Origin of the sequence: Corallococcus sp. AB018 (genome assembly GCF_003986945.1) — a bacterium.
Classification (GTDB): domain Bacteria; phylum Myxococcota; class Myxococcia; order Myxococcales; family Myxococcaceae; genus Corallococcus; species Corallococcus exiguus.
In genome coordinates, this window is sequence record NZ_RAWR01000070.1 from 1 (window position 1) to 21,202 (window position 21,202).

At 69.2% G+C, this 21,202-nt stretch carries 19 protein-coding genes; 12 read left to right on the forward strand and 7 right to left on the reverse strand.

The features are described from left to right. Both D7Y11_RS16455 and D7Y11_RS16460 read left to right on the forward strand, forming a co-directional pair. Positions 1-658 (forward strand): DnaJ domain-containing protein (locus tag D7Y11_RS16455; RefSeq protein WP_233607306.1); only part of this gene is annotated, 658 nt, incomplete at its 5' end. 21 nt (positions 659-679) lie between these two features. Beyond that, on the forward strand, positions 680-1,444 hold the full coding sequence (locus D7Y11_RS16460; protein WP_120577338.1) for a CvpA family protein: 765 nt from the start codon (positions 680-682) through the stop codon (positions 1,442-1,444). Here D7Y11_RS16460 and clpX read toward each other — a convergent pair. Continuing rightward, on the reverse strand, positions 1,434-2,510 hold the full coding sequence (clpX, locus tag D7Y11_RS16465) for an ATP-dependent Clp protease ATP-binding subunit ClpX (protein WP_121780835.1): 1,077 nt from the start codon (positions 2,508-2,510) through the stop codon (positions 1,434-1,436). The two genes, D7Y11_RS16460 and clpX, sit on opposite strands and share 11 nt — an antisense overlap. A 237-nt stretch (positions 2,511-2,747) precedes the next feature. Between clpX and speA the strand changes: the two genes are divergently transcribed. Continuing rightward, positions 2,748-4,754 carry a biosynthetic arginine decarboxylase gene (speA, locus tag D7Y11_RS16470; protein ID WP_120577340.1) on the forward strand — a complete coding sequence of 669 codons (2,007 nt, stop codon included), beginning with the start codon at positions 2,748-2,750 and terminating at the stop codon, positions 4,752-4,754. Positions 4,755-4,767: 13 nt separating this feature from the next. Here the strand turns inward: speA and D7Y11_RS16475 are convergent, their stop codons facing one another. The 3 genes from D7Y11_RS16475 to D7Y11_RS16485 all read right to left on the reverse strand — a co-directional run bounded on the left by D7Y11_RS16475 (position 4,768) and on the right by D7Y11_RS16485 (position 7,111). Further along, entirely contained in the window at positions 4,768-5,295 is a 528-nt protein-coding gene (locus D7Y11_RS16475; RefSeq protein ID WP_121753316.1) for a hypothetical protein, read from the reverse strand. 115 nt (positions 5,296-5,410) lie between these two features. Further along, entirely contained in the window at positions 5,411-5,839 is a 429-nt protein-coding gene (locus D7Y11_RS16480) for an OsmC family protein (protein ID WP_120594623.1), read from the reverse strand. Positions 5,840-5,884: 45 nt separating this feature from the next. After that, complete coding sequence (locus D7Y11_RS16485; RefSeq protein WP_120577343.1) at positions 5,885-7,111, reverse strand: deoxyhypusine synthase family protein; 1,227 nt, start codon at positions 7,109-7,111, stop codon at positions 5,885-5,887. A gap of 194 nt (positions 7,112-7,305) precedes the next feature. Here D7Y11_RS16485 and D7Y11_RS16490 point away from each other — a divergent pair, with 194 nt between their 5' ends. Further along, positions 7,306-8,136 (forward strand): PHP domain-containing protein, encoded by an 831-nt coding sequence (locus tag D7Y11_RS16490; protein ID WP_126934167.1) that lies wholly within the window; start codon positions 7,306-7,308, stop codon positions 8,134-8,136. Here D7Y11_RS16490 and D7Y11_RS16495 read toward each other — a convergent pair whose 3' ends face one another. Continuing rightward, positions 8,137-9,687 carry a methyl-accepting chemotaxis protein gene (locus tag D7Y11_RS16495; protein WP_120577345.1) on the reverse strand — a complete coding sequence of 517 codons (1,551 nt, stop codon included), beginning with the start codon at positions 9,685-9,687 and terminating at the stop codon, positions 8,137-8,139. It lies immediately after the preceding gene. Positions 9,688-9,945: 258 nt separating this feature from the next. On the opposite strand from D7Y11_RS16495, the gene D7Y11_RS16500 reads away from it, so the two are divergent. Further along, positions 9,946-10,314: an NADH-quinone oxidoreductase subunit A gene (locus tag D7Y11_RS16500; protein ID WP_120577346.1), complete on the forward strand. Its 369-nt coding sequence runs from the start codon at positions 9,946-9,948 to the stop codon at positions 10,312-10,314. A gap of 9 nt (positions 10,315-10,323) precedes the next feature. Further along, a complete protein-coding gene (locus D7Y11_RS16505) occupies positions 10,324-10,887 on the forward strand; it encodes an NADH-quinone oxidoreductase subunit B (RefSeq protein WP_120566535.1) in 564 nt (187 codons plus the stop codon). Between the two features lie 85 nt (positions 10,888-10,972). On the opposite strand, the gene D7Y11_RS16510 is transcribed toward D7Y11_RS16505, so the two are convergent. Continuing rightward, positions 10,973-11,449, reverse strand: a complete 477-nt coding sequence (locus D7Y11_RS16510; protein ID WP_120594628.1) for a PaaI family thioesterase — start codon at positions 11,447-11,449, stop codon at positions 10,973-10,975. After that, the gene (locus D7Y11_RS16515) at positions 11,331-13,514 is read right to left on the reverse strand and encodes a sulfatase-like hydrolase/transferase (protein ID WP_126934168.1); all 2,184 of its coding nucleotides are present in this window, start codon (positions 13,512-13,514) and stop codon (positions 11,331-11,333) included. The genes D7Y11_RS16510 and D7Y11_RS16515 overlap by 119 nt, the downstream gene beginning before the upstream one ends. A 158-nt stretch (positions 13,515-13,672) precedes the next feature. Between D7Y11_RS16515 and D7Y11_RS16520 the strand changes: the two genes are divergently transcribed. From D7Y11_RS16520 to D7Y11_RS16545, 6 genes are all read left to right on the forward strand, one after another. Beyond that, on the forward strand, positions 13,673-14,947 hold the full coding sequence (locus D7Y11_RS16520) for an adenylate/guanylate cyclase domain-containing protein (protein ID WP_126934169.1): 1,275 nt from the start codon (positions 13,673-13,675) through the stop codon (positions 14,945-14,947). A 173-nt stretch (positions 14,948-15,120) separates the two neighbouring features. After that, complete coding sequence (locus tag D7Y11_RS16525; protein ID WP_120566563.1) at positions 15,121-15,639, forward strand: NADH-quinone oxidoreductase subunit C; 519 nt, start codon at positions 15,121-15,123, stop codon at positions 15,637-15,639. Positions 15,640-15,652: 13 nt separating this feature from the next. After that, positions 15,653-16,912 carry an NADH dehydrogenase (quinone) subunit D gene (gene nuoD, locus D7Y11_RS16530; protein ID WP_120577350.1) on the forward strand — a complete coding sequence of 420 codons (1,260 nt, stop codon included), beginning with the start codon at positions 15,653-15,655 and terminating at the stop codon, positions 16,910-16,912. Further along, a complete protein-coding gene (locus D7Y11_RS16535; protein WP_120577351.1) occupies positions 16,909-18,801 on the forward strand; it encodes a 2Fe-2S iron-sulfur cluster-binding protein in 1,893 nt (630 codons plus the stop codon). The genes nuoD and D7Y11_RS16535 overlap by 4 nt, the downstream gene beginning before the upstream one ends. Before the next feature lie 2 nt (positions 18,802-18,803). Further along, positions 18,804-20,249 (forward strand): complex I subunit 1 family protein, encoded by a 1,446-nt coding sequence (locus D7Y11_RS16540; RefSeq protein ID WP_121753321.1) that lies wholly within the window; start codon positions 18,804-18,806, stop codon positions 20,247-20,249. A gap of 27 nt (positions 20,250-20,276) precedes the next feature. Then, positions 20,277-21,029, forward strand: coding sequence for an NADH-quinone oxidoreductase subunit I (locus tag D7Y11_RS16545; protein WP_120577353.1), 753 nt, complete (start codon positions 20,277-20,279; stop codon positions 21,027-21,029). Positions 21,030-21,202: the final 173 nt, after the last annotated feature.

The window sequence follows — 21,202 nt, forward strand, 5'->3', positions numbered from 1 at the left end:
ACAGCCGCCGACGCCAGCGCCCGTGGCCCCGCCGCGTCCTCCCGCCGCCAGCACGCCTCCGCCGCCGCCCGCCGCCGCGGGGGGCCCGGCCCTCAGCCCGGAGCAGCTCGCGGACCTGGAGTCACGCTGCGCGAAGCTCGACCAGCTGGACTACTTCGAGCTGCTCGGCCTGGAGCGCACCGCCGTCCCCGGCGACATCAAGAAGGCCTTCTACAAAGAGAGCCGCGTCTACCACCCGGACCGCTTCTTCCACCTGGAGTCCAAGGCCCTCAAGGACCAGGTGAACGAGCTCTACAAGCGCGTCACCGAGGCCTATTACGTCCTGCGCGACGACACCAAGCGCAAGAAGTACCTCTCCGACATCGCCGGCCCGGACCGCGCGCAGAAACTGCGCTTCACCGACGCCTCCGAGTCTGAAACGAAGGCCGCCGCGAAGAAGGAGCAGGAAGAGCAGATCGGCACCCACCCCAAGGGCCGTCAGTTCTACACCCAGGCCCAGAAGGACCTGGAGTCCGGCAACCCTTCCGCCGCGGAGCGCAACCTCAAGATGGCGCTCACCTACGAGCCCGCCAACGCCCGCTACAAGGAAGCCCTCGCGGAAGCCCAGAAGCAGACCGCGGACAAGTCCAAGGGCGATTCCTCGTTCAAGATCCGCTAGCGGCCCCCAGGAGCCCACCCCATGGTCATCGACCTCATCCTCCTGGGCATGGTGCTGTTCTTCGGCATCCTCGGCGCCCTCTCCGGCGCCGCCCGACAGGTGGCCAACTCCGTGGGGCTCGCGGCGGGCTACTTCGTCTCGCGCAAGCTCGCGCCCCTCGCCGGCCCCAAGCTCGCCGTAGCGCTGGGCTCACCGCTGCTCATCGGGACGCTCTTCGGCACGGTGCTCCTCTTCGTCGTCACGTGGCTCACCGTGCGCTACGCCCTGGGCGCGCTGCTGCTGCGCTTCCTCTCCGGCAGGGACTCCGACGAGCGCGGCCTGGACCGCACGCTGGGCTTCGTGCTCGGCGGAGGAAAGATGGCGGCCCTGTTCTGGGTCTGCCTGAGCGCGCTGACGTTCATGGAGCAGCACGTCGTCATCGCCGGCAAGCGCTGGGGCGTGGCCCCCAAGGACTCCGTCGCGTTCGACATGTCCCGCCGCTTCAACCTCTTCGAGCTGACCCAGTTCGCCCCGCTGGAGGACCTGGTCCAGGTGGCCCAGGCCGCGCACGACCCCGCCAAGGCGAAGAAGCTCCAGGAGGATCCGGCCTACAAGGCGCTGCGCAAGGACCCGCGCTTCCAGCTCGCGCTGTCGCACCGGGACCTGCAGGACGCGCTGGAGCGCGGCGACACGCGGGCCCTGTTGCGCAACGACGTGGTGCTCCAGCTCATCCAGGATCCGCAGGCGGCGGCACGGCTGGGCGCCGCCGCCCGGGCCTCCGAGAAGCCACCGCCCGCTAAGCGTTGAGCTCCACGTCGTCCAGCGCCGCGAGCCGCGCCTTCACGAACTCCGCGTCCACCGTCACGTGGCGGTGCTTGCGCTCCGGCGCCTCGAACATGATGTCCGACATCACGTGCTCCAGGATGGAGCGCAGGCCGCGAGCTCCCAGCCCGCGCGACATGGAATAGCGCACCACCTCCCGCAGGCCACTCTCCGGGAACTCCAGCTCAATCTCATCCAGCGCCAGCAGCTCCTTGAACTCGCGGGTGATGGCATCCGGAGGCTCGGTGAGCACGCGCAGCAGGTCGGACTCGCCCAGCCGCTCCAGCTGCACCATCACCGGCATGCGGCCCAGGAACTCCGCCATCATCCCGAAGTCCACCAGCTGCTTGGTGGAGATGCGCTTCTCCTTGCGCTTCGCCCCGAGCGCATCCGCGCCAAAGCCCATGGCGCGGCCGCCCTCGTCGCCGAAGTCGTGCAGGTCGCTGAACGTGCCCGCGCAGATGAAGAGGATGTCGCGCGTGTCCACCTGCACGAAGTCACTTTTGTTCCACGCCTGCGTGACATTCATGGGCACGTGCACCTCGCGCCCCTCCAGCAGCTTCAGGAGCGACTGCTGCACGCCCTCGCCGCCGATGTCGCGGCTGCCCGCGCCGTTGCGGGCGCCTTGCGTGCGGCGGGCAATCTTGTCCACCTCGTCGATGAAGATGATGCCCCGCTGGGTGTCCTCCACGGAGTGGTTCGCCTTGAAGAGCAGGTCGGACACCATCACCTCCACGTCCTTCCCGTAGTAGCCCGCCTCCGTGTACTCGGTGGCGTCCACGGTGGTGAACGGAACCTGGAGGATCTCCGCCAGGTTGCGCGCGATGTGCGTCTTGCCGCTGCCCGTGGGTCCAATGAGCAGGATGTTGGACTTCTTGATGAGGGACTGCCGGCGCATCCGCCGCGCCTGGATGCGCTTGAGGTGGTTGTGCGCGGCGATGGCCACCGCTCGCTTCACGACGTCCTGGCCGATGACGTACCTATCCAGCCGCTCGAAGATCTCCCGCGGGGTCAGTGGCGCTGCCTCTTCCCTGCGTGCGGACGACTCCATGTACCCTCCCCTTCTCTCCACTCGACCTCCCTGCGCTGCCCAGGTGGAAGGGTAGGAATTGGATGCTGACCGGCCCACCGGGGCTAGAGCCCGGAATGGGGCCCCTGCCCGCCTGCTTGCCCTGGGAACAGGCGGCTATTGAATGGATGGGGCGTTTCCGATAGTCCGGCCCCCCTCCCGTGTTCATGGGAGTTTCCACACCCCCGCCGCGCGCTCCACCGGAGGCACGAAACAACGATGGCCGCTCCCTCCCCTCAGCACCGCTGGACCCTGGCCGATGCTCATGAGCTGTATGGCATCCGCAACTGGGGCTCGCCCTACTTCGGCATCAACGACAAGGGCCACGTGTGCGTCCACCCGGACGGGCCCGCCGCTCCGAGCATGGACCTCAAGGAGCTGGTGGACGAGGTCCGTCGCCGGGGCATCGGTCTGCCGCTGCTCCTGCGCTTCACGGACGTGCTGCGCCACCGCGTGGTGCACCTGAACAACGCGTTCAAGAAGGCCATCGCGGATCAGGGCTACAAGGGCCTGTACCGGGGCGTGTACCCCATCAAGGTGAACCAGCACCGCTACGTGGTGGAGACCATCATCGAGGCGGGCAAGGAGTACACCTACGGCCTGGAGGCCGGCAGCAAGCCGGAGCTGCTCGCCGTGATGGCGCTGCTGGACAGCGAAGACGCGCTCGTCATCTGCAACGGCTACAAGGACGAGGAGTACATCGAGACGGCGCTCTTCTACTCGCGCCTGGGCCGCAACGTCATCCTGGTGGTGGAGAAGCCCAGCGAGCTGCCCCTCATCGCGGAGGTGGCGCGCCGCACCGGCATCACCCCCCGGCTGGGCATGCGCGTGAAGCTGTCCACGCGCGGCGCCGGCAAGTGGGAGGCGTCCGGCGGTGACCGGTCCAAGTTCGGCCTGTCCTCGTCGGAGCTGATGAACTGCATCAGCTTCATGAAGGACGCGGGCCTGCTGTCCTCCTTCGAGCTGCTTCACTTCCACCTGGGAAGCCAGATCTCCAACATCCGCAACGTGAAGAACGCGCTGCGCGAGGTGGGCTGCTTCTACGTGGAGGTGGCCCGCCAGGGCGCGCCGCTGAAGTACCTGGACGTGGGCGGCGGCCTGGGCGTGGACTACGACGGCTCCCAGACGAACTTCGCCTCCTCCATGAACTACACGACGGAGGAGTACGCCAACGACGTCGTCTTCGGCGTGATGGAGGCCTGCGACCGCGCGGGCGTGCCGCACCCCACGCTCGTCTCCGAGTCCGGCCGCGCCGTCGTGGCGCACCACGCGGTGCTGGTGGTGGACGTGCTGGGCACCAGCGAGTTCGACCCGTCCCAGACGCCCGACAAGGTGGACGACAAGGCGCCCTCCGTGGTGCGCAACCTCTATTCGACGTTCCGCGAGGTCACGAACAAGAACGTCATCGAGGCCTTCCACGACGCGCAGGACGCCAAGGAGGAGAGCCTCCAGCTGTTCTCCCTGGGCCACCTGTCGCTGGAGCAGCGCGTGGCGGCGGAGAACCTCTACTGGGCCATCTGCCACAAGATTCTGCGCGTGGCGCGCGAGGCCGGGGAGATTCCGGAGGAGCTGGAGGCACTGGAGAAGCAGCTGTCGGACACGTACTTCTGCAACTTCTCCGTGTTCCAGTCGCTGCCGGACTCGTGGGCCATTGATCAGCTCTTCCCGATGATGCCCATCCACCGTCTGGCGGAGAAGCCGACCCGGCGCGCGACGCTGGCGGACATCACCTGCGACTCGGACGGGAAGATCGAGCACTTCATCGACAAGCGCGAGGTGAAGGACGCGCTGGAGCTGCACGCGCTCAACAGCGACGACTACTACCTGGGCATCTTCCTGGTGGGCGCGTACCAGGAGATCCTGGGCGACCTGCACAACCTCTTCGGAGACACGCACACGGTGCAGGTGTCGCTGGCTCCGGGCGGCGGCTACCTCATCGACCACGTCGTCGCCGGGGACACCGTGACGGAAGTGCTCAACTACGTGAGCTACAACAAGGACGACCTCGTCGCGAAGCTGCGCAAGTTCACGGAGCTGGCGCTGCGCCAGGGACGCATCACCCTGGACGAGTCCCGCAACCTGCTGCGCGTCTACGAGGACGGCCTGTCCGGCTACACGTACCTGGAGCGCGAGGTGGACGCGACGTTCACCTCCGCCAGCCAGCTGCGCCTGCTGCCCGGCCCCGAGAACGGGGCGCGCACGCCCGTGACGCCCTCGGGGACCTGAAGTCCCTGACGGCTCAAGCCTCCGTCGGGACCGGTGCCTGTTCGCCGGTCTCGACGGATGTGTCGCTGAACGCGGTCTCCGTCGCGCGAAGGCGCAGCGTCTGGAGCGTCTCCAGCTGCCCGTCGGCGCGCTCGGCGAGGAAGGCGAAGTCGAACCGCGCCAGACGCGGCTCCTTCGCGGCCACCTTCGCCAGGCTCCTCCACATGGACACGCGTCCGTGGGAGCCCACGCACAGGCCCTCCAGCTCCACCAACCGGCTCAACGGTGAGTAGCGCAGCCAGGAGCCGTTGAGCTTCAGGCGCGACAGCTTCTCCGTCAGCCACGCGCCGCCCACCTTCAGCGGATCCACGCGCGCCTCCACCGAGGACATCACCGACAGCAGCGTGGCGCGGTCCTGCTCCAGCAGCGGAATCAGCGTGGCCAGGTACTGGCCCACCGCATTGCTGCGGTTCTCGCGCTCGGTCCGCTTCGCGAGATCCAACCCCACGGTGGAGCCCAGCAGGTGGTCGTTGAGATAGATGCCCAGTCGCTTCAGATTCATGCCGAGTGCCCCTCCCCCGAGGCATCAGAGAACTTCTCGAGGGTGGGCACGGCGGCCACTTGCCGCACGCGGGGCTCGGAGGGCGGGCAGCCGACCGAGCCCCCTTACGACTGCTTCAGTCCGGATAGCCGAACGACGCCGTGACCTTCACGTCCGGGTGGAGGCTGCGCGCCACGGGACACTCGTGGGCGATCTTCTCCAGCATGGCGCGGTGCTCCGGCACGAGGCCGGCCGGCATCAGGATGGAAATCACCAGCTCGCCAATCTTGCGCGGCGGCGGGGTCATCCGCTTCTCCACCGTCGCGCGCACCTCGCCCAGGGTGATGCCCTCCTTGCCGGCCACCAGGTGCATGGTCGTCACGACACAGGACGCCAGCGCCGTGGCCACCAGGTCCGTGGGGGAGAAGCTGCCGCCGGTGCCGCCGTTGTCCTTCGGCGCCTCCGTGGGCAACGTCGCGCCGGACGGACCGTGCGTCACCTGCGTCTTCAGCTGGGGAGCACTCACCAGGGACATCACCACACCCGTCGCGGGCTGCTGACTCATCACCGTCTCCTTGGGACTTGAGGCCTGGGTTGGAAGAACTGCGCTCTAACGCACGAAGCTGTCGTGGGCCTTCGCATCCTTCTTGGAGGAGGGCGCGGCTTCCTCGACGCTCCAGTCCAGCGTCTTCATCAGCGACTTGCTGCGCTTCTTGACGTCCGCGTCCAGGAACTTCACCGCGTCGTCCATCTTGTCCATCAGGCGCATGGGCTTGCGCTTGTTCTTGGGCTCGCTGAACAGCGCGTGCGTGAGCCAGGGGAACACCGCCGTCACGTCGCAGTGCACGTACATGGAGCCCGTCTCCACCGCCTCCACGGACACCTTGCCCCAGGTGTGGCCCTCACCGGCCGGGCAGCTGGACAGCGCGCCGTTGTCCACCGGGTCCACGCAGAACTGCACGTCGATGTCGAAGCCCGACGTGGGGACGTTCAGGATCTGGTCGAGCAGCGGCTCGCCCTGGAGCGTGTAGTTCTTGGGCACGCCGCCGCCCAGGATCCAGATGGCCAGCTTCCCGCTGCCGTTGTGGCGGCAGTAGTGCTGCATGGCGGCCATGGAATAGACGTCGTCGTTGATGTCGAGCTCGAACTTGAACTCGTCGCCCAGCAGGCGCTTCAGCTTCACGACGTTGAGGAAGATGGAGCCGTCCTGCACCGCGCCCACCCAGATGGGCACACCGTGCTTGTAGCAGGTGGACAACAGCGACGGCTGCTTCACGCCCAGCTGCTTCTCGATGCCGTAAATGGCCTTGCCCAGGAGGTAGTGGAACTCCGGGGTGGTCATCTTCCGCTGGAACTGCGGCTGCCGGAGGATGGCGGAGAAGAGGCGGTCGGTGTCGAGCAGCGCCTCCTCCCAGAAGCCCAGGTCGTAGATGCGGATGATGCGCGCCAGGCGGTACTGGAGGTCACCCGCGTTGGGGTTCACCTCGCGGATGCCGTGACCGATGATGCGGTGGGCGTCGTGGTAGAGGTTGGCGCCCGTGGTGGTGATGGCGGAGATGATGCCCTTCTCCACCAGCGGGATGAGGCAGGACTGGTGCAGGCCCGCGGGTGTCATGGCACCCGACAGCGTGAGGAAGATGGACGCGTCCTGCTGCACGGACTGCTGCATCAGCTCGAACGCGGTGCGCTCCTGGCGGCCCACGTAGGCGCTGAACGCGTGCGCGAGCAGCTCCGCCGGCTTCTCCTTGCCGGTGATGGGGCGCGGATCCGCCTTGCGCGCGTTCGCGTAGGCGGCGCGAAGGGTGGACTTCTTCGGGGTCGGGGTCGTCTTGGCCATGGCGCGGCGATCTAGCACCGCCGGCCTGCCAAGGGGAGGCCCGGCTCCAGCCCCGCCCTCCCCTGGGGCCGCCACCGGACAGGAACAAACCCCTCGCCGTGCGGATTCACACAGGGCCCGCTCTTCCGGCCCCTTCCCATGGGGACATGGCGTAAGAGTGCCCGCCTCGCCGCCCTCCGGAGGGTTCCACCGCCGTGATCGACCTGCATTCGCACACCACCGCCAGTGACGGCCAGTACCCGCCCTCGGAGCTGGTGGCGAGAGCCGCCGCCGCGGGAGTCACCGTCCTGGCCGTGACGGACCACGACACGGTGGCGGGGCTCCATGAAGCCCGGCAGGCCGCCGCAACGCATGGTGTCGAGCTGGTGCCCGGCATCGAGCTGTCCGCCTTCGTCTACGGCAAGGAGGCCCACATCCTGGGCCACTTCCTGCGCCCGGAGGACCCGGACCTCGCGCGCTTCGCGGACCGGCTGCGAGACGAGCGCACCCACCGCATGGAGGCCATGGTGGCCCGCCTGCGGGAGCTGGGCTTTCCGGTGCGCATGGAGCAGGTGCGCAAGGTGGCCGGGGACGCGCAGCTGGGGCGGCCCCACCTGGCGCGGGTGCTGGTGGATCAGGGCTGGTGCATCGACGTGAAGGCCGCGTTCGACCGCTTCCTGGGCACGGGCCGCGCGGCGTGGGTGGAGCGCTTCAAGCTGGACGGCGCGGAGGCCATCCGGCTCATCCGCAACGCGGGCGGCACCGCGACGCTGGCCCACCCCAGCTCCTCCAAGATGGAGCGCTCGGAGATTCAAGCGCTGGCGAAGGCGGGCCTCTCCGGCCTGGAGATCCTCAGCGCGGACCACAACCCCTCGGTGCGGCAGAAGTACCTGGCGCTCGCGGCGGAGCTCGACCTGGTGCCCACCTTCGGCAGTGACTTCCACGGAGAGGCGGTGGCGCCCGACCACCGCCTGGGCGTCGCGGCCATGTCCCCGGAGCTGTTCCAGAAGCTGCGCGCACGCGCGCCTTCGTCCCGGCCCGTCTGACTACGGCCGGGGCTGGGCCTTGAAGCGGCTCGTCACCGCGGTGAGGCCTTCGGCCACGGCCTGGAGGTCCTGGGCGATGCGGGTGGTGCGGCCGGTGGCGTCCACGCCCTGCTTCACCAGGTCCGCCACGTTGCGCGCGCCCTGCACCGCCTGCTCGCTGGACTGACGCTGCTGGCGGGTGGCGATGGTGATCTGCCGCGCCGCCTCGCTGGTGCCGCGCGCCAGCTCCACGATGCGCAGGAAGACGGCGGAGGCCTGCTCGGCCACCTCCACGCCCCGGTCGCTCGTCGCCATGCCCACGCGGGCCTTGGACGCGGCCTCCTCGCCGGAGTCCTGCACCTTCTCCACGATGCGGGCGATGTCGCGCGCGGACACGGACACGTTCTCCGCCAGCTTGCGCATCTCCGCGGCCACCAGAGAGAAGCCCCGGCCCACGTCGCCCGCCTTGGTGCCCTCCAGCGCCGCGTTGAGCGCCAGCAGGTCGCTTCGCTCCGCCACCTGGTTGATGACCTGGGCGATCTTGGAGACCTGCTGCAAATCCTTGTTCAGCCCCACGATGGCGTCCGCCACGCCCTTGGACTCCGTGCGGATGTCGTTGATGCCGCCCACCACCTGCGCCACCACCGCCATGGCCTCCGCCACCGCGTCATGGGTGCGCCGCGCGCTGGACTCCACCACCTCCGTGGACGAGGAGATCTGCTCGGCGGTGCGGGAAAGCTCCTCGAACGTGGCGGCGATCTGCTGCGCGTACGCGGCCTGCTGGCTGATGACGTGCTCCTGATCCGCGGAGGCCCCCATCAACCCGCGAGACGCGCTGGACAGCTGTTCGGTGCGCGTGACGAGTTCCATCACCGTGGAGCGCAGCGTGCTCAGCATCTCGTTGAAGGAGGTGGCCATCTGCCGCACCTCGCCAGCGGCGGACACGTCCAGCTCGCCCCGGAAGACATCGCCCCGGGCCACTTCACGCGCCACCTGCGTGACGCGCGACACGGGGTCGGCGATGGCGCGGCTGATGATGACGGCCAGCCCCAGGCCCAGCACCGCGGCGCCCAGGTAGCCCATGAGCGAGTAGCCCTCCGTCGCCGCCAGCGCCGCCTTCACCTCGTGGGTGCCGAAGCCCGCGCGGTACACGAGGCCATTGCTCTCACAGCGCACCACGACCTGATCCGAATCCGTCAGCCGAGCCACCGTGCACGCCCCCGGCTTGAGCTCCTTCGGCTGAAGGGACCCTTCCGGCACCTGGCCGCGCACGGCGATCACGGTGCCGTCCGCGCGGGACAGCTCCTGGAACGTCAGCGTGAAGCCGCCGGATTCGACCTGGTTGAAGACCTCGTCGCGGCGCGCGCGGGCGTCCGGCGCCGTTTCAGGCAGCGCGAGCGAGGGGTGCCGCACCACCAGCGTCCCCAGCGTCACCGCCCTGCCGGCGAGCACTTCCAGGCCCGCCGCCTTCTGCCGCGCGGGGAAGTACACCCCGGTGAAGAACACCACCGCGAGGCACGGAAGCAGCACCGCGATCGCCACCTGCATCCGCAAGGTCAGCCGGCCCCACATGTCGACGACTCCCCAGGCGATGAAGGCAGAAAGGACAGCCCGCAGACGCTAGGCGTGGTTTCCCCACAGCGTCAAACGAGCCCCGGTCCAGGTCCGGGAGCCGCGGGGCGGACACGGGCGCCCGCTGATCCACCGCCCGTCCGGGAGCAGGCGTCCGGGCAGCGCGGTTTCGGCCGTCATCTCAAGGGGTTGGCGGGCCCGGCGCGGGGGTGTTTCCCTTTGACACGACGCCAGCGGTGTCGTTAGGGTCCGCGCCCGATGACAACACCCCTCGCCCCGTACCTGCCGATGGCGGTGGTGCTCCTGCTGGCCGGTGTCATGGGGATGATCATCCCCCAGGTCACCACCCGGCTGGGCCCCAAGCGCCCGAGCAGCACCAAGTCGGCCCCCTTCGAAGCAGGCTCCGAGTCGAGCGGTCCCGCTCGCCAGCGCTTCGCCGTGAAGTTCTACGTCATCGCACTGCTCTTCATCGTGTTCGACGTGGAAGCGGTGTTCCTGTACCCCTGGGCAGTGAACTTCCAGGCGCTCGGCTGGTTCGGCTACGTGGAGATGCTGGTTTTCGCGTCGACCCTGCTCGTGGGCCTTATCTACGTCTGGAAGAAGGGCGCTCTCGACTGGGAGAGCTGAGACATCACCATGGCTGACACCGACATCGCGCCGATCATGACCACCCGCCGGGACGAAGCCATGGGCTTCTTCCAGAAGCTGGTGTCCAAGGGCCTGGGCTGGGCCCGCAAGTACTCGCTGTTCACCTACCCGTACGCCACCGCGTGCTGCGGCATGGAGTACATGTCCGTGGCCGCCAGCCGCCACGACATCTCGCGCTTCGGCGCGGAGTTCCCGCGCTTCTCGCCGCGCCAGGCGGACCTGCTGATGGTGGTGGGCACCATCAACCTGAAGCAGGCCCCCATCCTCAAGCGCGTCTACGAGCAGATGACCGAGCCCAAGTGGGTCGTGTCCTTCGGCGTGTGCGCGTCCTCCGGCGGCTTCTACGACAACTACGCGGTGCTCCAGGGCATCGACCGCATCATCCCGGTGGACGTCTACATCCCCGGCTGCCCGCCGCGCCCGGAGCAGGTGCTGGACGGTCTGATGCTGCTGCAGGACAAGATCGGCAACCAGGTGCACCGGCTGCGCGACCCCGGCGAGCCCAACGAGACCGCGGCGCACCACGCCCGCATGCTCGCCGCCGGCAAGTAGTCACACCGCTTTCGCTTCACCCCACGGGCCCCGCGCCGCCTCTCACGAAGAGGCCGGTGACGGGGCCCGAGGCGTTTTTTGGGGCCTACCAGCGGTGGTACGCGGGGTGGCCTTCCTTCACGGCGACGAAGGTGCCCCGGCAGGTGGCCGTCACCTTGCCATTCTCCCCGGTGAGGGTGCCCTCCACGACGACGCGGTCACCCTCGATGGACACAGGCTTCGCGGACAGGTGCACGGGGCCCATGGGCGTGGGGCGCTTGAGCACGATGGCGTAGTCGGCGGTGACGGTGCACGGCGGAGTGGTCGCGCCCTGCGCCTTCATCAGGTGGTACGCCGCCGTCCAGTTGCAGTGGCAGTCCAGCAGCGCGCCGATGATGCCGCCGTTGAGCACGCCCGGGAACGCCTGGTGGTGCTCCTCAGGAGTCCAGTCCGCGACGACGAGGTCACCCTCCACGCGGCTGCGGATGCGCAGCCCCTTGGGGTTGGCCGGGCCACACCCGAAGCAGGCGTTGTGGGGGGCGTACGTTTCCTGGAGGCCGCGAGTCGTTTCGGTCGTCGACATGGCCGGCGACTCTACGTGAGGCGGACTCCGGTGCGCGCTCCGTCGCGTCGTCCAGCCAGTCCGCCAGCGCTCGCGCGTCCGCCCCTTCACAGTCACCCATGCAGGTGCGGCGCACGCTGCCATCCGCCTGCGGCCGGTCCACCACCCAGCGCTGGCCATCGAAGGCGCCGGTGTCCTTCTCACGCAGCACCGCCGTGCCCGCGTCGTCACCCATCTCCACCACGCCGTCCGGGCGCAGGCGGTACGCGTCGAAGGTGCGCGGCGCGCCCGGCCAGTGGCCCGGGTCGAACACCTCCGGACTCACGTGCGTGTAGCCCGTCTCCGCGTACAGCGGGGTGAGCGGACGCCCCTCGCCACGCAACAGCGGCCCGAGCGACGCCCCGTCAGACTCCGGCAGCGCGGACAGACCGGACAGCTCCAGCAGCGTGGGGCCCACGTCCACCAGCCGCGCCAGCGCGTCCACCTGCGCCGGGCCCGCGCCACGGCCGCCAGGCATCTTCACCGCGAGCAGGATGCGGTTCTCCTCGTCACCCAGCCGGGCCCCGTGCACGGACGTCGCGCCCGCCAGGTCCGGCCGGTCCGCGTGGAAGCTCTCGCCGTGGTCGGACATCAGCACGATGAGCGCGTCGTCGTAGCGCCCGGAGGCCCGCAGCGCGTCCAGCAGCGTCCCCACCTGCGCGTCCGCCTGCGCGATCAGCTCGTCGTAGAGCCCCTCCGCGCCCGCGCGGTTCCACGCCCCCTTCGCTCCCGGGCTCACCGGCGCGAAGTGCATGCGCAGCCGGCGCTCCAGCGGCTCGGAGGAGGACACGTAGCGGCGGTAGAACGGGTACACCGGGTCGCCCGGGAAGTGCGCCGCCGTGGCGTGGAAGGCGAAGAGCAGCGGCCCCTCCCCTGCTTCCGCCACGAGCCCGTCCGACAGCCGCCGGGCATAGCCCATGGGGTCGTGGATGCCGGCCAGCGCGCGGTTGTCGATGAACTCGGGCACCCACGCGGCGCCGGCCGGGTTGTCCGCGAACAGGCCCAGCGCCCGGTAGCGCAGCTTCTCCAGCGCGAAGTTGATCGCGCCGCGCGGAGGCTGCCAGCGCCTGGCGAAACCGGAGGCTGGGCCCTCGAAGTGGAAGCGCGAGCAGTCCGTGGCGAACACCGTGCGCCACCCGGCGTCCGTGAAGCGCTGCGCGAAGGTGGGCGCCAGCACGAGCCGCGCGTCAGGCGTCAGCGGGTAGCGCACGCCCGTGCGGTACGGCCAGCGCGCGGTGAGCAGCGAACGCCACGCGGGCTCCGTCTGCGCCACCGGCGTGTAGGCCTGGGTGAAGAGCGTCGCGTCCTGGAGGAAGCGCTCGACCTGGGGCGCGACGCCATGCCCCGTCGCGCCCAGCCGATCCGGCCGGAACGCGTCGATGCCGATGAGCACAACCAGCGGCTGCCGGACGGAGGGCACCACCCGGCGCACCGTCACCGCCACCGCCAGCACCACGACGACGCCCGCCACCACCGCCCACGCGGCGCGCTCCGCCCGGAGAGGCGCCGGGCCACCAGAGGCCACGAACCGCCGCAACCCCCGGGCGCCGCGCCACGCCAGCACGGCCAGATGGACCGCCACCCACGCCCCGGCCGCCGCGCGCGCCTGCCACGGCTCTCCGTGATCCACCAGCCACGCCAGCACCGGCCGCACCGCCGGCAGGTCGTCAAAGAGGGCGGGCCGCGCGAGCGCCCGGTCCCAGGCCCAGAACAGCAGCAGCCCCACCCAGTGCGGCACCATCAACGCCAGCGCCACCCATCCACCCCGCCGCGTCCAGGCGGAAGTCAGCACCGCCGCGCCAAGCCCCAGCAGGCCGCCCGCCACCATGTACACGGCGACCACGCGCAGGATGACGCCGGGCAGCAACGGCCGGACCGCCGCCGCCAGCGCCGCGTAGGGGCCGTCCAGCGGGATGTCCACGCCCACCACGCCCGCCTTGAGCAGCCAGACGGTCTCGGCGGCGAAGAGCAGCAGCCCCAACAGGGAGCCAAGGGCCAGGCGCCCCGAGGCGGCACGGAAGAAGGAGGCGACGGTCCGCACGGACATGCCTCCAGCCTCTACCCCGTCCGGGCATTTCCATGCCAACTCTGTGTTCTTCCGGGCTTTCAGGGAACACCTGATGTGCATGTCACACACTGTCGGTGCAAGATGGCGTCTTACTGTTCCTGACCGCCGCTTCCCTCGGCCCGGGGGGGCCCACTCCCATGTCATCCAGCGCCACGCCCAGCGACAGCCTGCAGGAGTCCGTCCGGCGCGCGCTCGACATGGAACGGCAGTCCAATGGACGGCACCTGGCATGGGTCCGGCTGGGCGCGGTGGGCGTGCTGTTCTCCATGGCCGTGTACCTGGGCCGGGTGCGCGAGCTGCACGACTGGGACGTCTATCTGGCGCCCTTCGCGCTGTACCTCGTGTGCACCACCCTCGTGGCCGTGGCGGTGACGGCCTCCGCGCGCATCGCCCGCTGGGCGTCACTGTCCGTCGCGTTCGTGGACGTACCCGCCGTGTACTGGCTGCAGCACCTGTCGCTGCCGGTGTCCCCGTCGCCGGGTGGCGTGGCCGGCTTCACGCTGGGCATCTTCGCGGCGCTCGTGCTGCTGTCCGCGCTGAGCCTGAGGCGGCCCGTCACCCTGCTCGTCACGGTCATCGCCATCCTCGCGGAGGTGGAGCTCCAGCGTCAGGCCTCCATCGGCGGAGGCGCGCAGGTGGCCGGCGCGGTGATGCTGGCCATGACGGCCGCGGGTGCCTCCCGACTCCTCCAACGCATCCGATTCCTGTCCGCCGCGGTCACCCAGGAGGAGCTCCAGCGCGCCCGGCTGGGCCGCTACTTCTCCCCCGCCGTCGCCGAGCGGCTCCAGGACCGCGACTCCCCCGTCCCGGAGCTGCGCGAGGTGTCCGTCCTCTTCGCGGACGTCCGCGACTTCACCTCCTTGAGCGAACGGCTGCCACCCGAGCAGGTGGTCACCATCCTCAACGAGTACTACGGCCGCATGGTGGAGGTGGTGTTCCGCCACGGCGGCACGCTCGACAAGTTCATCGGGGACGCACTGATGGTGTACTTCGGCGCCCCGCTGCCGGACGCACACCACGCCCGGAGCGCCACCCGGTGCGCGCTGGACATGGTGCGCGAGCTGGAAGCCGTCAACGCCGAGCGCGCCGCCAGGGGAGAACCCGGCCTGCGCATGGGCGTGGGCGTGCACACGGGGCCGGTGGTGCTGGGCAACATCGGCTCGCCGTTCCGGCGCCTGGAGTACACGGCCATCGGCGACACGGTGAACCTGGCCAACCGCATCGAGCGGCTGACCAAGGGCTTCGGGGTGCCGGTGCTTGTCTCCCAGGCGACCCGCGAGCAAGCGGGTGACGCCTTTCGCTGGGCCCCCGCCCCCACCGCGCTCGTCCCCGGCAAGAGCCAGCCGGTGGTGACATTCATCCCCGAGCCCGCCGAGGGTGCCCCGGTGCTGGGCCCGGACGTGGCCGCCTGAGCCCTTCCGGCCGCCGTGCCCAGGCAGGCAGGGGGTGGATCGCGACGCGGGCTGCTGAACCACCTAAGTGGCCTACACGGTTGAGGGTTTACGTTGACGCCTCACGCGAACGGTCCTTATAAAGCCGCGGTTTCCTCTGTCGTAGATCGAGGCCCCCCTTGAGCATTTTCGCGTTGGACCGGGTCGCCGCCCAGTTCCCCGAAGCGGTCGCGGAGCGCTATGTCGACCGCGCCGGCGGAGCCTGGGCCGTCATTCATGCGGAGTGGCTTCCGAAGGTCGCCACCTTCCTGAAGATGGACCCCGAGCTGGACTTCAAGCTGTTCGGCTCCGCGGACGCCGTGGATCGCCTGCACCTGGCGGAGAGTGATCCGCGCTTCGAGGTCGTCTACTTCCTCTATTCGCTCAAGCGGAAGGAGCACGTGCGCCTGAAGGTGCGCGTGACCGAGACCCGCCCGGAGCTGCCCTCCCTCACGCCGCTGTACCGCGGCGCCAACTGGTGGGAGCGGCTGGTGTTCGACTTCTACGGCATCCGCTTCACGGACCACCCGGACCTGCGCCGCATCCTCCTGTACGACGAGTTCCAGGGTCACCCCCTGCGCAAGGACTACGCGCTGCGCGACCGCCAGCCGCTGATCCCCGAGCGCCCCATCAAGGACATCTTCCGCGGCCCCGGCACCAGCGGCATCGCCTGATCGAGACCTCACCATGGCCGACAGCCACAACACCGACGCGCAGAAGCCCCACAACCCCGACACCGATGGGCTCGCCCACGAGGAGTCGGAGCTGGAGTCGCACTTCCAGACGAAGAACATGGTCATCAACATGGGCCCCTCCCACCCGGCCACGCACGGCACCGTGCGGCTGAAGGTGGAGCTCGAGGGTGAGACCATCGTCAAGATCGACCCGGAGATCGGCTTCCTCCACCGCGGCTTCCAGAAGAGCTGCGAGAACGTCACCTGGACGCAGTGCCTGCCGTACACGGACCGGCTCAACTACCTGTCCGCGATGATGAACAACTTCGGGTTCCTCAACGCCGTGGAGAAGCTCATCGGCCTGGAGATCCCGGAGCGCGCCCAGTACATCCGCGTCATCGGCAGCGAGCTGCACCGGCTCACCGACCACCTGACGTGCGTGGGCGCCACCGGCCTGGAGATGGGCGGCTTCGCGCCGTTCCTCTACGGCATGGAGGCCCGCGAGCTCATCCAGGACCGCGTCACGGAGCTCACCGGCGCGCGCCTCACCACCAGCTTCGGCCGCGTGGGCGGCATGAACCGCGACCTGCCGGAAGGCTGGTCGGAGAAGGTTCGCAAGACGCTGGACCGCACCGAAGAGCTGCTCGTGGAGATGGACGGGCTGCTCACGCGCAACCGCATCTTCGTGGACCGCACCAAGGGCACCGGCGTCATCTCCGCCGAGGACGCCATCGACTACGGGTGGACGGGCCCCGCGCTGCGCGCGTGCGGCGTGGATCACGACCTGCGCAAGGTGCAGCCGTACTGGGTCTACGACCGCTTCGACTTCGAGGTGGTGGTCGGCGAGCACGGCGACAACTACGACCGCTACCTCGTGCGCCTGGAGGAGATGCGGCAGTCCATCAAGATCATCCGCCAGGCCCTCGACACCATCCCCGCGGGTCCCATCATCGTGGACGACTGGCGCATCGCGCTGCCGCCCAAGCCCGAGGTGTACGGCACCATCGAAGGCGTGATGGCGCACTTCAAGCTGGTGATGGAGGGCATCCAGGTGCCCCCCGGTGAAGTCTATGACGCGACGGAAGCGTCCAACGGCGAGCTGGGCTGGTACCTGGTGAGCGACGGTCGCGGCCGGCCGTACAAGGTCCACGTGCGCGCCCCGGGCTTCCCGGTGCTGGCGGCGCTGCCGCACATCATCCAGGGCAAGATGCTCGCGGACCTCGTTCCCACCTTTGACACCATCAACATGATCGGCGGCGAGGTCGAGCAGTGAGCGACAACGACACGAAGAAGCCCACCGGTGACGCGCAGACGCCCCCCAAGGGCGCGCCCACCGACACGCCCGCGGCCAAGATTGGCTCGGAGCCGTCCAACCCGCCCGCCGGCGCGAAGCTGGACAATCCGCCCGCGGCCGCCAGCGGCCCCACCGGCACGCCTCCGCCCAAGCCGGCGGCGCCCCCGGCCGGTGGCCCTCCGCCCAAGCCGCAGCCCAAGAACCCGGGCTTCGTGACGGCGGTCATCGACGGACGCGAAGTCGTGGTGAAGCCGGGGACGAACATGATCGAGGCGGCCAAGTCGGTCGGCTCGGAGATCCCCTACTACTGCTACCACCCGCGCCTCTCCATCGCGGCCAACTGCCGCATCTGCCTCATTGAGGCGTCCAACGCGCCCAAGCTCGTCCCCGCCTGCCAGACGCCCATGGCCGAGGGTCAGGTCATCAAGACCACGACCCCCAAGGTCAAGGAGCAGCAGCGCGCGGTGATGGAGTTCCTGCTGCTGAACCACCCGGTCGACTGCTCCATCTGCGACCAGGCCGGTGAGTGCAAGCTGCAGGACTACTACATGAAGTACAACTACAAGCCCTCGCGCCTGGAGGGCACCAAGGCTCTCAAGCACAAGCGCAAGGTGCTGGGGCCTCACGTGGTGCTGGATCAGGAGCGCTGCATCATCTGCACGCGCTGCGTCCGCTTCATGAACGAGATCCCGAAGGAGCCGCAGCTGGGCGTCTTCGGCCGTGGCAGCCACGAGCGCATCGACGTCTTCCCGGGCAACGAGCTGAACAGCAACTACTCGCTGAACACCGTGGACGTGTGCCCGGTGGGCGCGCTGCTCTCCCGCGACTTCCGCTTCAAGGCGCGCTCCTGGTTCCTGTCCGCCACGCCGTCCGTCTGCACGGGCTGCTCGCGCGGCTGCAGCATCTCCGCGGACTGGATGTCCCAGGACACCTACCGCTACCGCCCGCGTGAGAACGAGGCCATCAACAAGAGCTGGATGTGCGACCAGGGCCGCCTGTCGTACAAGGACCTGAACGTGGGCCGCGTGCTGTCCGCCCGCGTGGGCCGCGGCCTGCAGGCCCCCGGCACGGTGCAGCCGGTGCTCACGCGCAAGGACGCCGCGCTCGGCGCGGTCAAGGCGCTCAAGCCGCTCGCGGGCTCCAAGCAGCTCGCGGTGCTGGCCTCGCCGCTCGCGTCCAACGAGGACCTGCTCGCGGGCCTGACGTTCGCCAAGACGGTGCTGGGCGTCACCAGCGTGTTCGTGGGCGGCCGGCCCCAGGGCAAGGCGGACCACTACCTGATGACGGCGGACAAGAACCCCAACCGCCAGGGCCTGGCGCTCATCGCCAAGAGCCTGGGGCTGTCGCTCAAGGGCTTCGAGGAGCTCACCCCGGCCATCAACGCGGGCCAGGTGAAGGCGCTCTACGCGGTGGGCACGGAAGTCCCCACGGACGCGGCCGCCTTCGCGGAAGTCGCCGCGAAGCTGGAGGTGTTCGTCGCCCAGGCGCAGAACGAGTCTCCGGTGACGGCGCAGGCCACGGTGCTGCTGCCCGCTTCGGCGCACATCGAGGACGAGGGCACGTTCACGCAAGCGGACGGCATCACCCAGCGCTTCCGCAAGGCGTACCCCTCCAAGGGGGACGCGGTGCCGCACTGGAAGTGGGCCACGGAGCTGACGCGCGAGCTGGGCGGCGAGGCCGCCGCGGCTTCCGCGCGCGACGTGTGGCGGGCGCTCTCCGGGCAGGTGTCCGAGTTCGCCGAGTTCAACTGGGACAAGGCCTCTCCGCCGGACCGGGAGAAGCCGGGCATCAATCCGCTGCCGTCGGGAGCCGACGGCCGTCCGCCGGGCTACCGTGAGTTCGGCGCGCCGCGCGTGAGGGGCATCTGACCATGAGCCGTATCCTGACCATGCTGTTCGCCATGGCCTTCATCGTCTTCGCCATCGCTGGCGGAGTGGCCTCGGCGTATCTGGTGGGCTACCTGGCGGAGGAGTACCTCTTCGAGGGTGCCAGCCGCCTGACGAACATCATCTTCCTGATGCTCGTCTTCGTGATGATCACCGCGACGCTGCTCACGCTGGCGGAGCGCAAGTGGTCCGCGTTCATGCAGGACCGCGTGGGCCCCAACCGCGCGCGCCTGTCCGCCATCCCGGGCCTGGGCAACCGCTCCCTGGGCGGCATCCCGCACATCATCACCGACGTGCTGAAGATGCTGACCAAGGAGGACTTCGTCCCCGGCACCGCCAACCGCTTCCTGTTCAACCTGGGCCCCATCCTCGCCTTCGCGCCGGTGTTCGCGCTGTTCGCGGTGGTGCCGGCCGGGCCCACGGTGAACGTGTTCGGCAAGACGGTGGACATGGTCGTCGCCACGCCGGACTTCGGCATGCTGTACCTGCTCGCCATCGCGTCGCTCGCCGTGTACGGCACGTCGCTGGCCGGCTGGTCCTCCAACAACAAGTTCGCGCTGCTGGGCGGCGTGCGCGCCTCCGCGCAGATGATCAGCTACGAGGTGGCGCTGGGCCTGTCGCTGGTGGGCCTGTTCCTGGCCTTCTCCTCCGTGCAGCTGCCCACGCTGGTGGGTGACGTGGGCAACGCGCTCGTGTCCGGCACCGGCCAGGCGAAGTACCTGTGGCGCACGGACGGCGGCTTCGACCTGGGCCTGCCGGCGTGGGGCATCTTCATCCAGCCCCTGGGCTTCATCGCCTTCTTCGTGGCGTCCTTCGCGGAGACCAAGCGCGCCCCGTTCGACGCTCCGGAAGGCGAGTCGGAAATCATCGGCTACTTCGTGGAGTACTCCGGCATGAAGTTCGGCATGTTCATGATCTCCGAGTTCGTGGAGGTCGTGGTGCTGGCCGGCGTGACGGCGTCGCTCTTCTTCGGCGGGCACCACCTGCCCTTCGGCGGCGAGTGGCTGGCGGCGCAGCCCTTCTTCCAGGAGCACGGCTGGGTGTACGGCACGCTCCTGGGCACGGTGTTCTGGATCAAGGTCATCCTGCTCATCTGGGTGCAGCTGGTGATCCGCTGGACCTTCCCGCGCTTCCGTTACGATCAGATCCAGAACCTGGGCTGGAAGATTTTGCTGCCCGTGGGCCTGGCCAACGTGTTCATCAGCGGCGCGCTGGTGCTGTGGGATCCGTCCCTCCAGGCGCTGGGCGTGGTGGGCCTGCTGGAGATCGGCTTCGTGATCGCGCTGACGATGACCTCGGGTTCCAAGGCAGCGGACGCGCACGACGCGGCGCACGGCCATGGGCACGACGCGCACGGCCACGGAAGCGATGCGCACGGCCTGCCGGCGCACGCGGACCCCCACTCCCACTCCCCGGCGGGCGCGCACTAGCGCGGTCCGGAAGCGAGACAAGACACCATGGCGTTCAATGCTTCCCAGGACCCGCGCACGGACCTCCGCGAGCGGATGTACATCCCGGAGCTGCTGCGCGGTCTGGCCATCACGACCAAGCACTTCTTCCGCAACATGTTCGGCACGCGCGACCCCAACCCCCAGGTTGTGGACCGCACGGGCATGAACCTGATGACCACGGTGGAGTACCCGGAAGAGAAGCCCATCTATCCGGAGGGCTACCGCGGTCTGCACCGGCTGGTGCCGCGTGACGACGGCAAGCCGCGCTGCGTGGCCTGCTACATGTGCGCGACCATCTGCCCCGCGCAGTGCATCTACATCGAGGCCGGTGAGTACGAGCACGCGTCCGCGGACTCCGAGTCGGCGGTCATCGAGAAGTACCCCACCCAGTTCGTCATCGACGAGCTGCGCTGCATCGTGTGCGGCCTGTGCGTGGAGGCGTGCCCCAAGGACGCCATCCGCATGGACACGTACATGCACACGCCGTCCGAGTACAACCGGCAGAACTTCGTCTACGACATCCCGAAGCTGCTCAAGGGCCCGCCGGTGTCGCACCCGTCCGACCCGTGGAACAAGCGCGACAGCTCCTCGGAGCCGCACCACGTCCACAAGGAAGCGCACACGCGCGTCGGCGAGGGACACGCGGACCACGGCCACGCCAAGCAGTTGGGCGCGGGCCACGGCCACGCCAAGGCGAGCACCGGGCACGCGGTGGTGACGCAGCAGGGTCCCATCCAGGTGACGAAGTTCATCAAGTAGTCCTTTGTTTCGCACCGCGTGGGGCGGGCCGTCCGCCGCCCCTTCGCACGCATCCCGGCCCGCCTCCTTCCCGCTGGATTGGGAAGGGCGGGCCGAAGCCTTTTCTGGGGGCATGTGGTGATGCTGCACCTCTTCAATGCGCATGGTGCCTGCCTGGCACGGGGAGCCCCGCC

What these genes read in the sequence shown, in the direction of transcription:
- D7Y11_RS16460 (WP_120577338.1), top strand. Translation starts at nt 680, where the DNA reads ATGGTCATCGACCTCATCCTCCTGGGCATGGTGCTGTTCTTCGGCATC.
- clpX (WP_121780835.1), bottom strand. Translation starts at nt 2,510, where the DNA reads ATGGAGTCGTCCGCACGCAGGGAAGAGGCAGCGCCACTGACCCCGCGG.
- speA (WP_120577340.1), top strand. Translation starts at nt 2,748, where the DNA reads ATGGCCGCTCCCTCCCCTCAGCACCGCTGGACCCTGGCCGATGCTCAT.
- D7Y11_RS16475 (WP_121753316.1), bottom strand. Translation starts at nt 5,295, where the DNA reads ATGAATCTGAAGCGACTGGGCATCTATCTCAACGACCACCTGCTGGGC.
- D7Y11_RS16480 (WP_120594623.1), bottom strand. Translation starts at nt 5,839, where the DNA reads ATGAGTCAGCAGCCCGCGACGGGTGTGGTGATGTCCCTGGTGAGTGCT.
- D7Y11_RS16485 (WP_120577343.1), bottom strand. Translation starts at nt 7,111, where the DNA reads ATGGCCAAGACGACCCCGACCCCGAAGAAGTCCACCCTTCGCGCCGCC.
- D7Y11_RS16495 (WP_120577345.1), bottom strand. Translation starts at nt 9,687, where the DNA reads ATGTGGGGCCGGCTGACCTTGCGGATGCAGGTGGCGATCGCGGTGCTG.
- D7Y11_RS16500 (WP_120577346.1), top strand. Translation starts at nt 9,946, where the DNA reads ATGACAACACCCCTCGCCCCGTACCTGCCGATGGCGGTGGTGCTCCTG.
- D7Y11_RS16505 (WP_120566535.1), top strand. Translation starts at nt 10,324, where the DNA reads ATGGCTGACACCGACATCGCGCCGATCATGACCACCCGCCGGGACGAA.
- D7Y11_RS16510 (WP_120594628.1), bottom strand. Translation starts at nt 11,449, where the DNA reads ATGTCGACGACCGAAACGACTCGCGGCCTCCAGGAAACGTACGCCCCC.
- D7Y11_RS16515 (WP_126934168.1), bottom strand. Translation starts at nt 13,514, where the DNA reads ATGTCCGTGCGGACCGTCGCCTCCTTCTTCCGTGCCGCCTCGGGGCGC.
- D7Y11_RS16520 (WP_126934169.1), top strand. Translation starts at nt 13,673, where the DNA reads ATGTCATCCAGCGCCACGCCCAGCGACAGCCTGCAGGAGTCCGTCCGG.
- nuoD (WP_120577350.1), top strand. Translation starts at nt 15,653, where the DNA reads ATGGCCGACAGCCACAACACCGACGCGCAGAAGCCCCACAACCCCGAC.
- D7Y11_RS16540 (WP_121753321.1), top strand. Translation starts at nt 18,804, where the DNA reads ATGAGCCGTATCCTGACCATGCTGTTCGCCATGGCCTTCATCGTCTTC.
- D7Y11_RS16545 (WP_120577353.1), top strand. Translation starts at nt 20,277, where the DNA reads ATGGCGTTCAATGCTTCCCAGGACCCGCGCACGGACCTCCGCGAGCGG.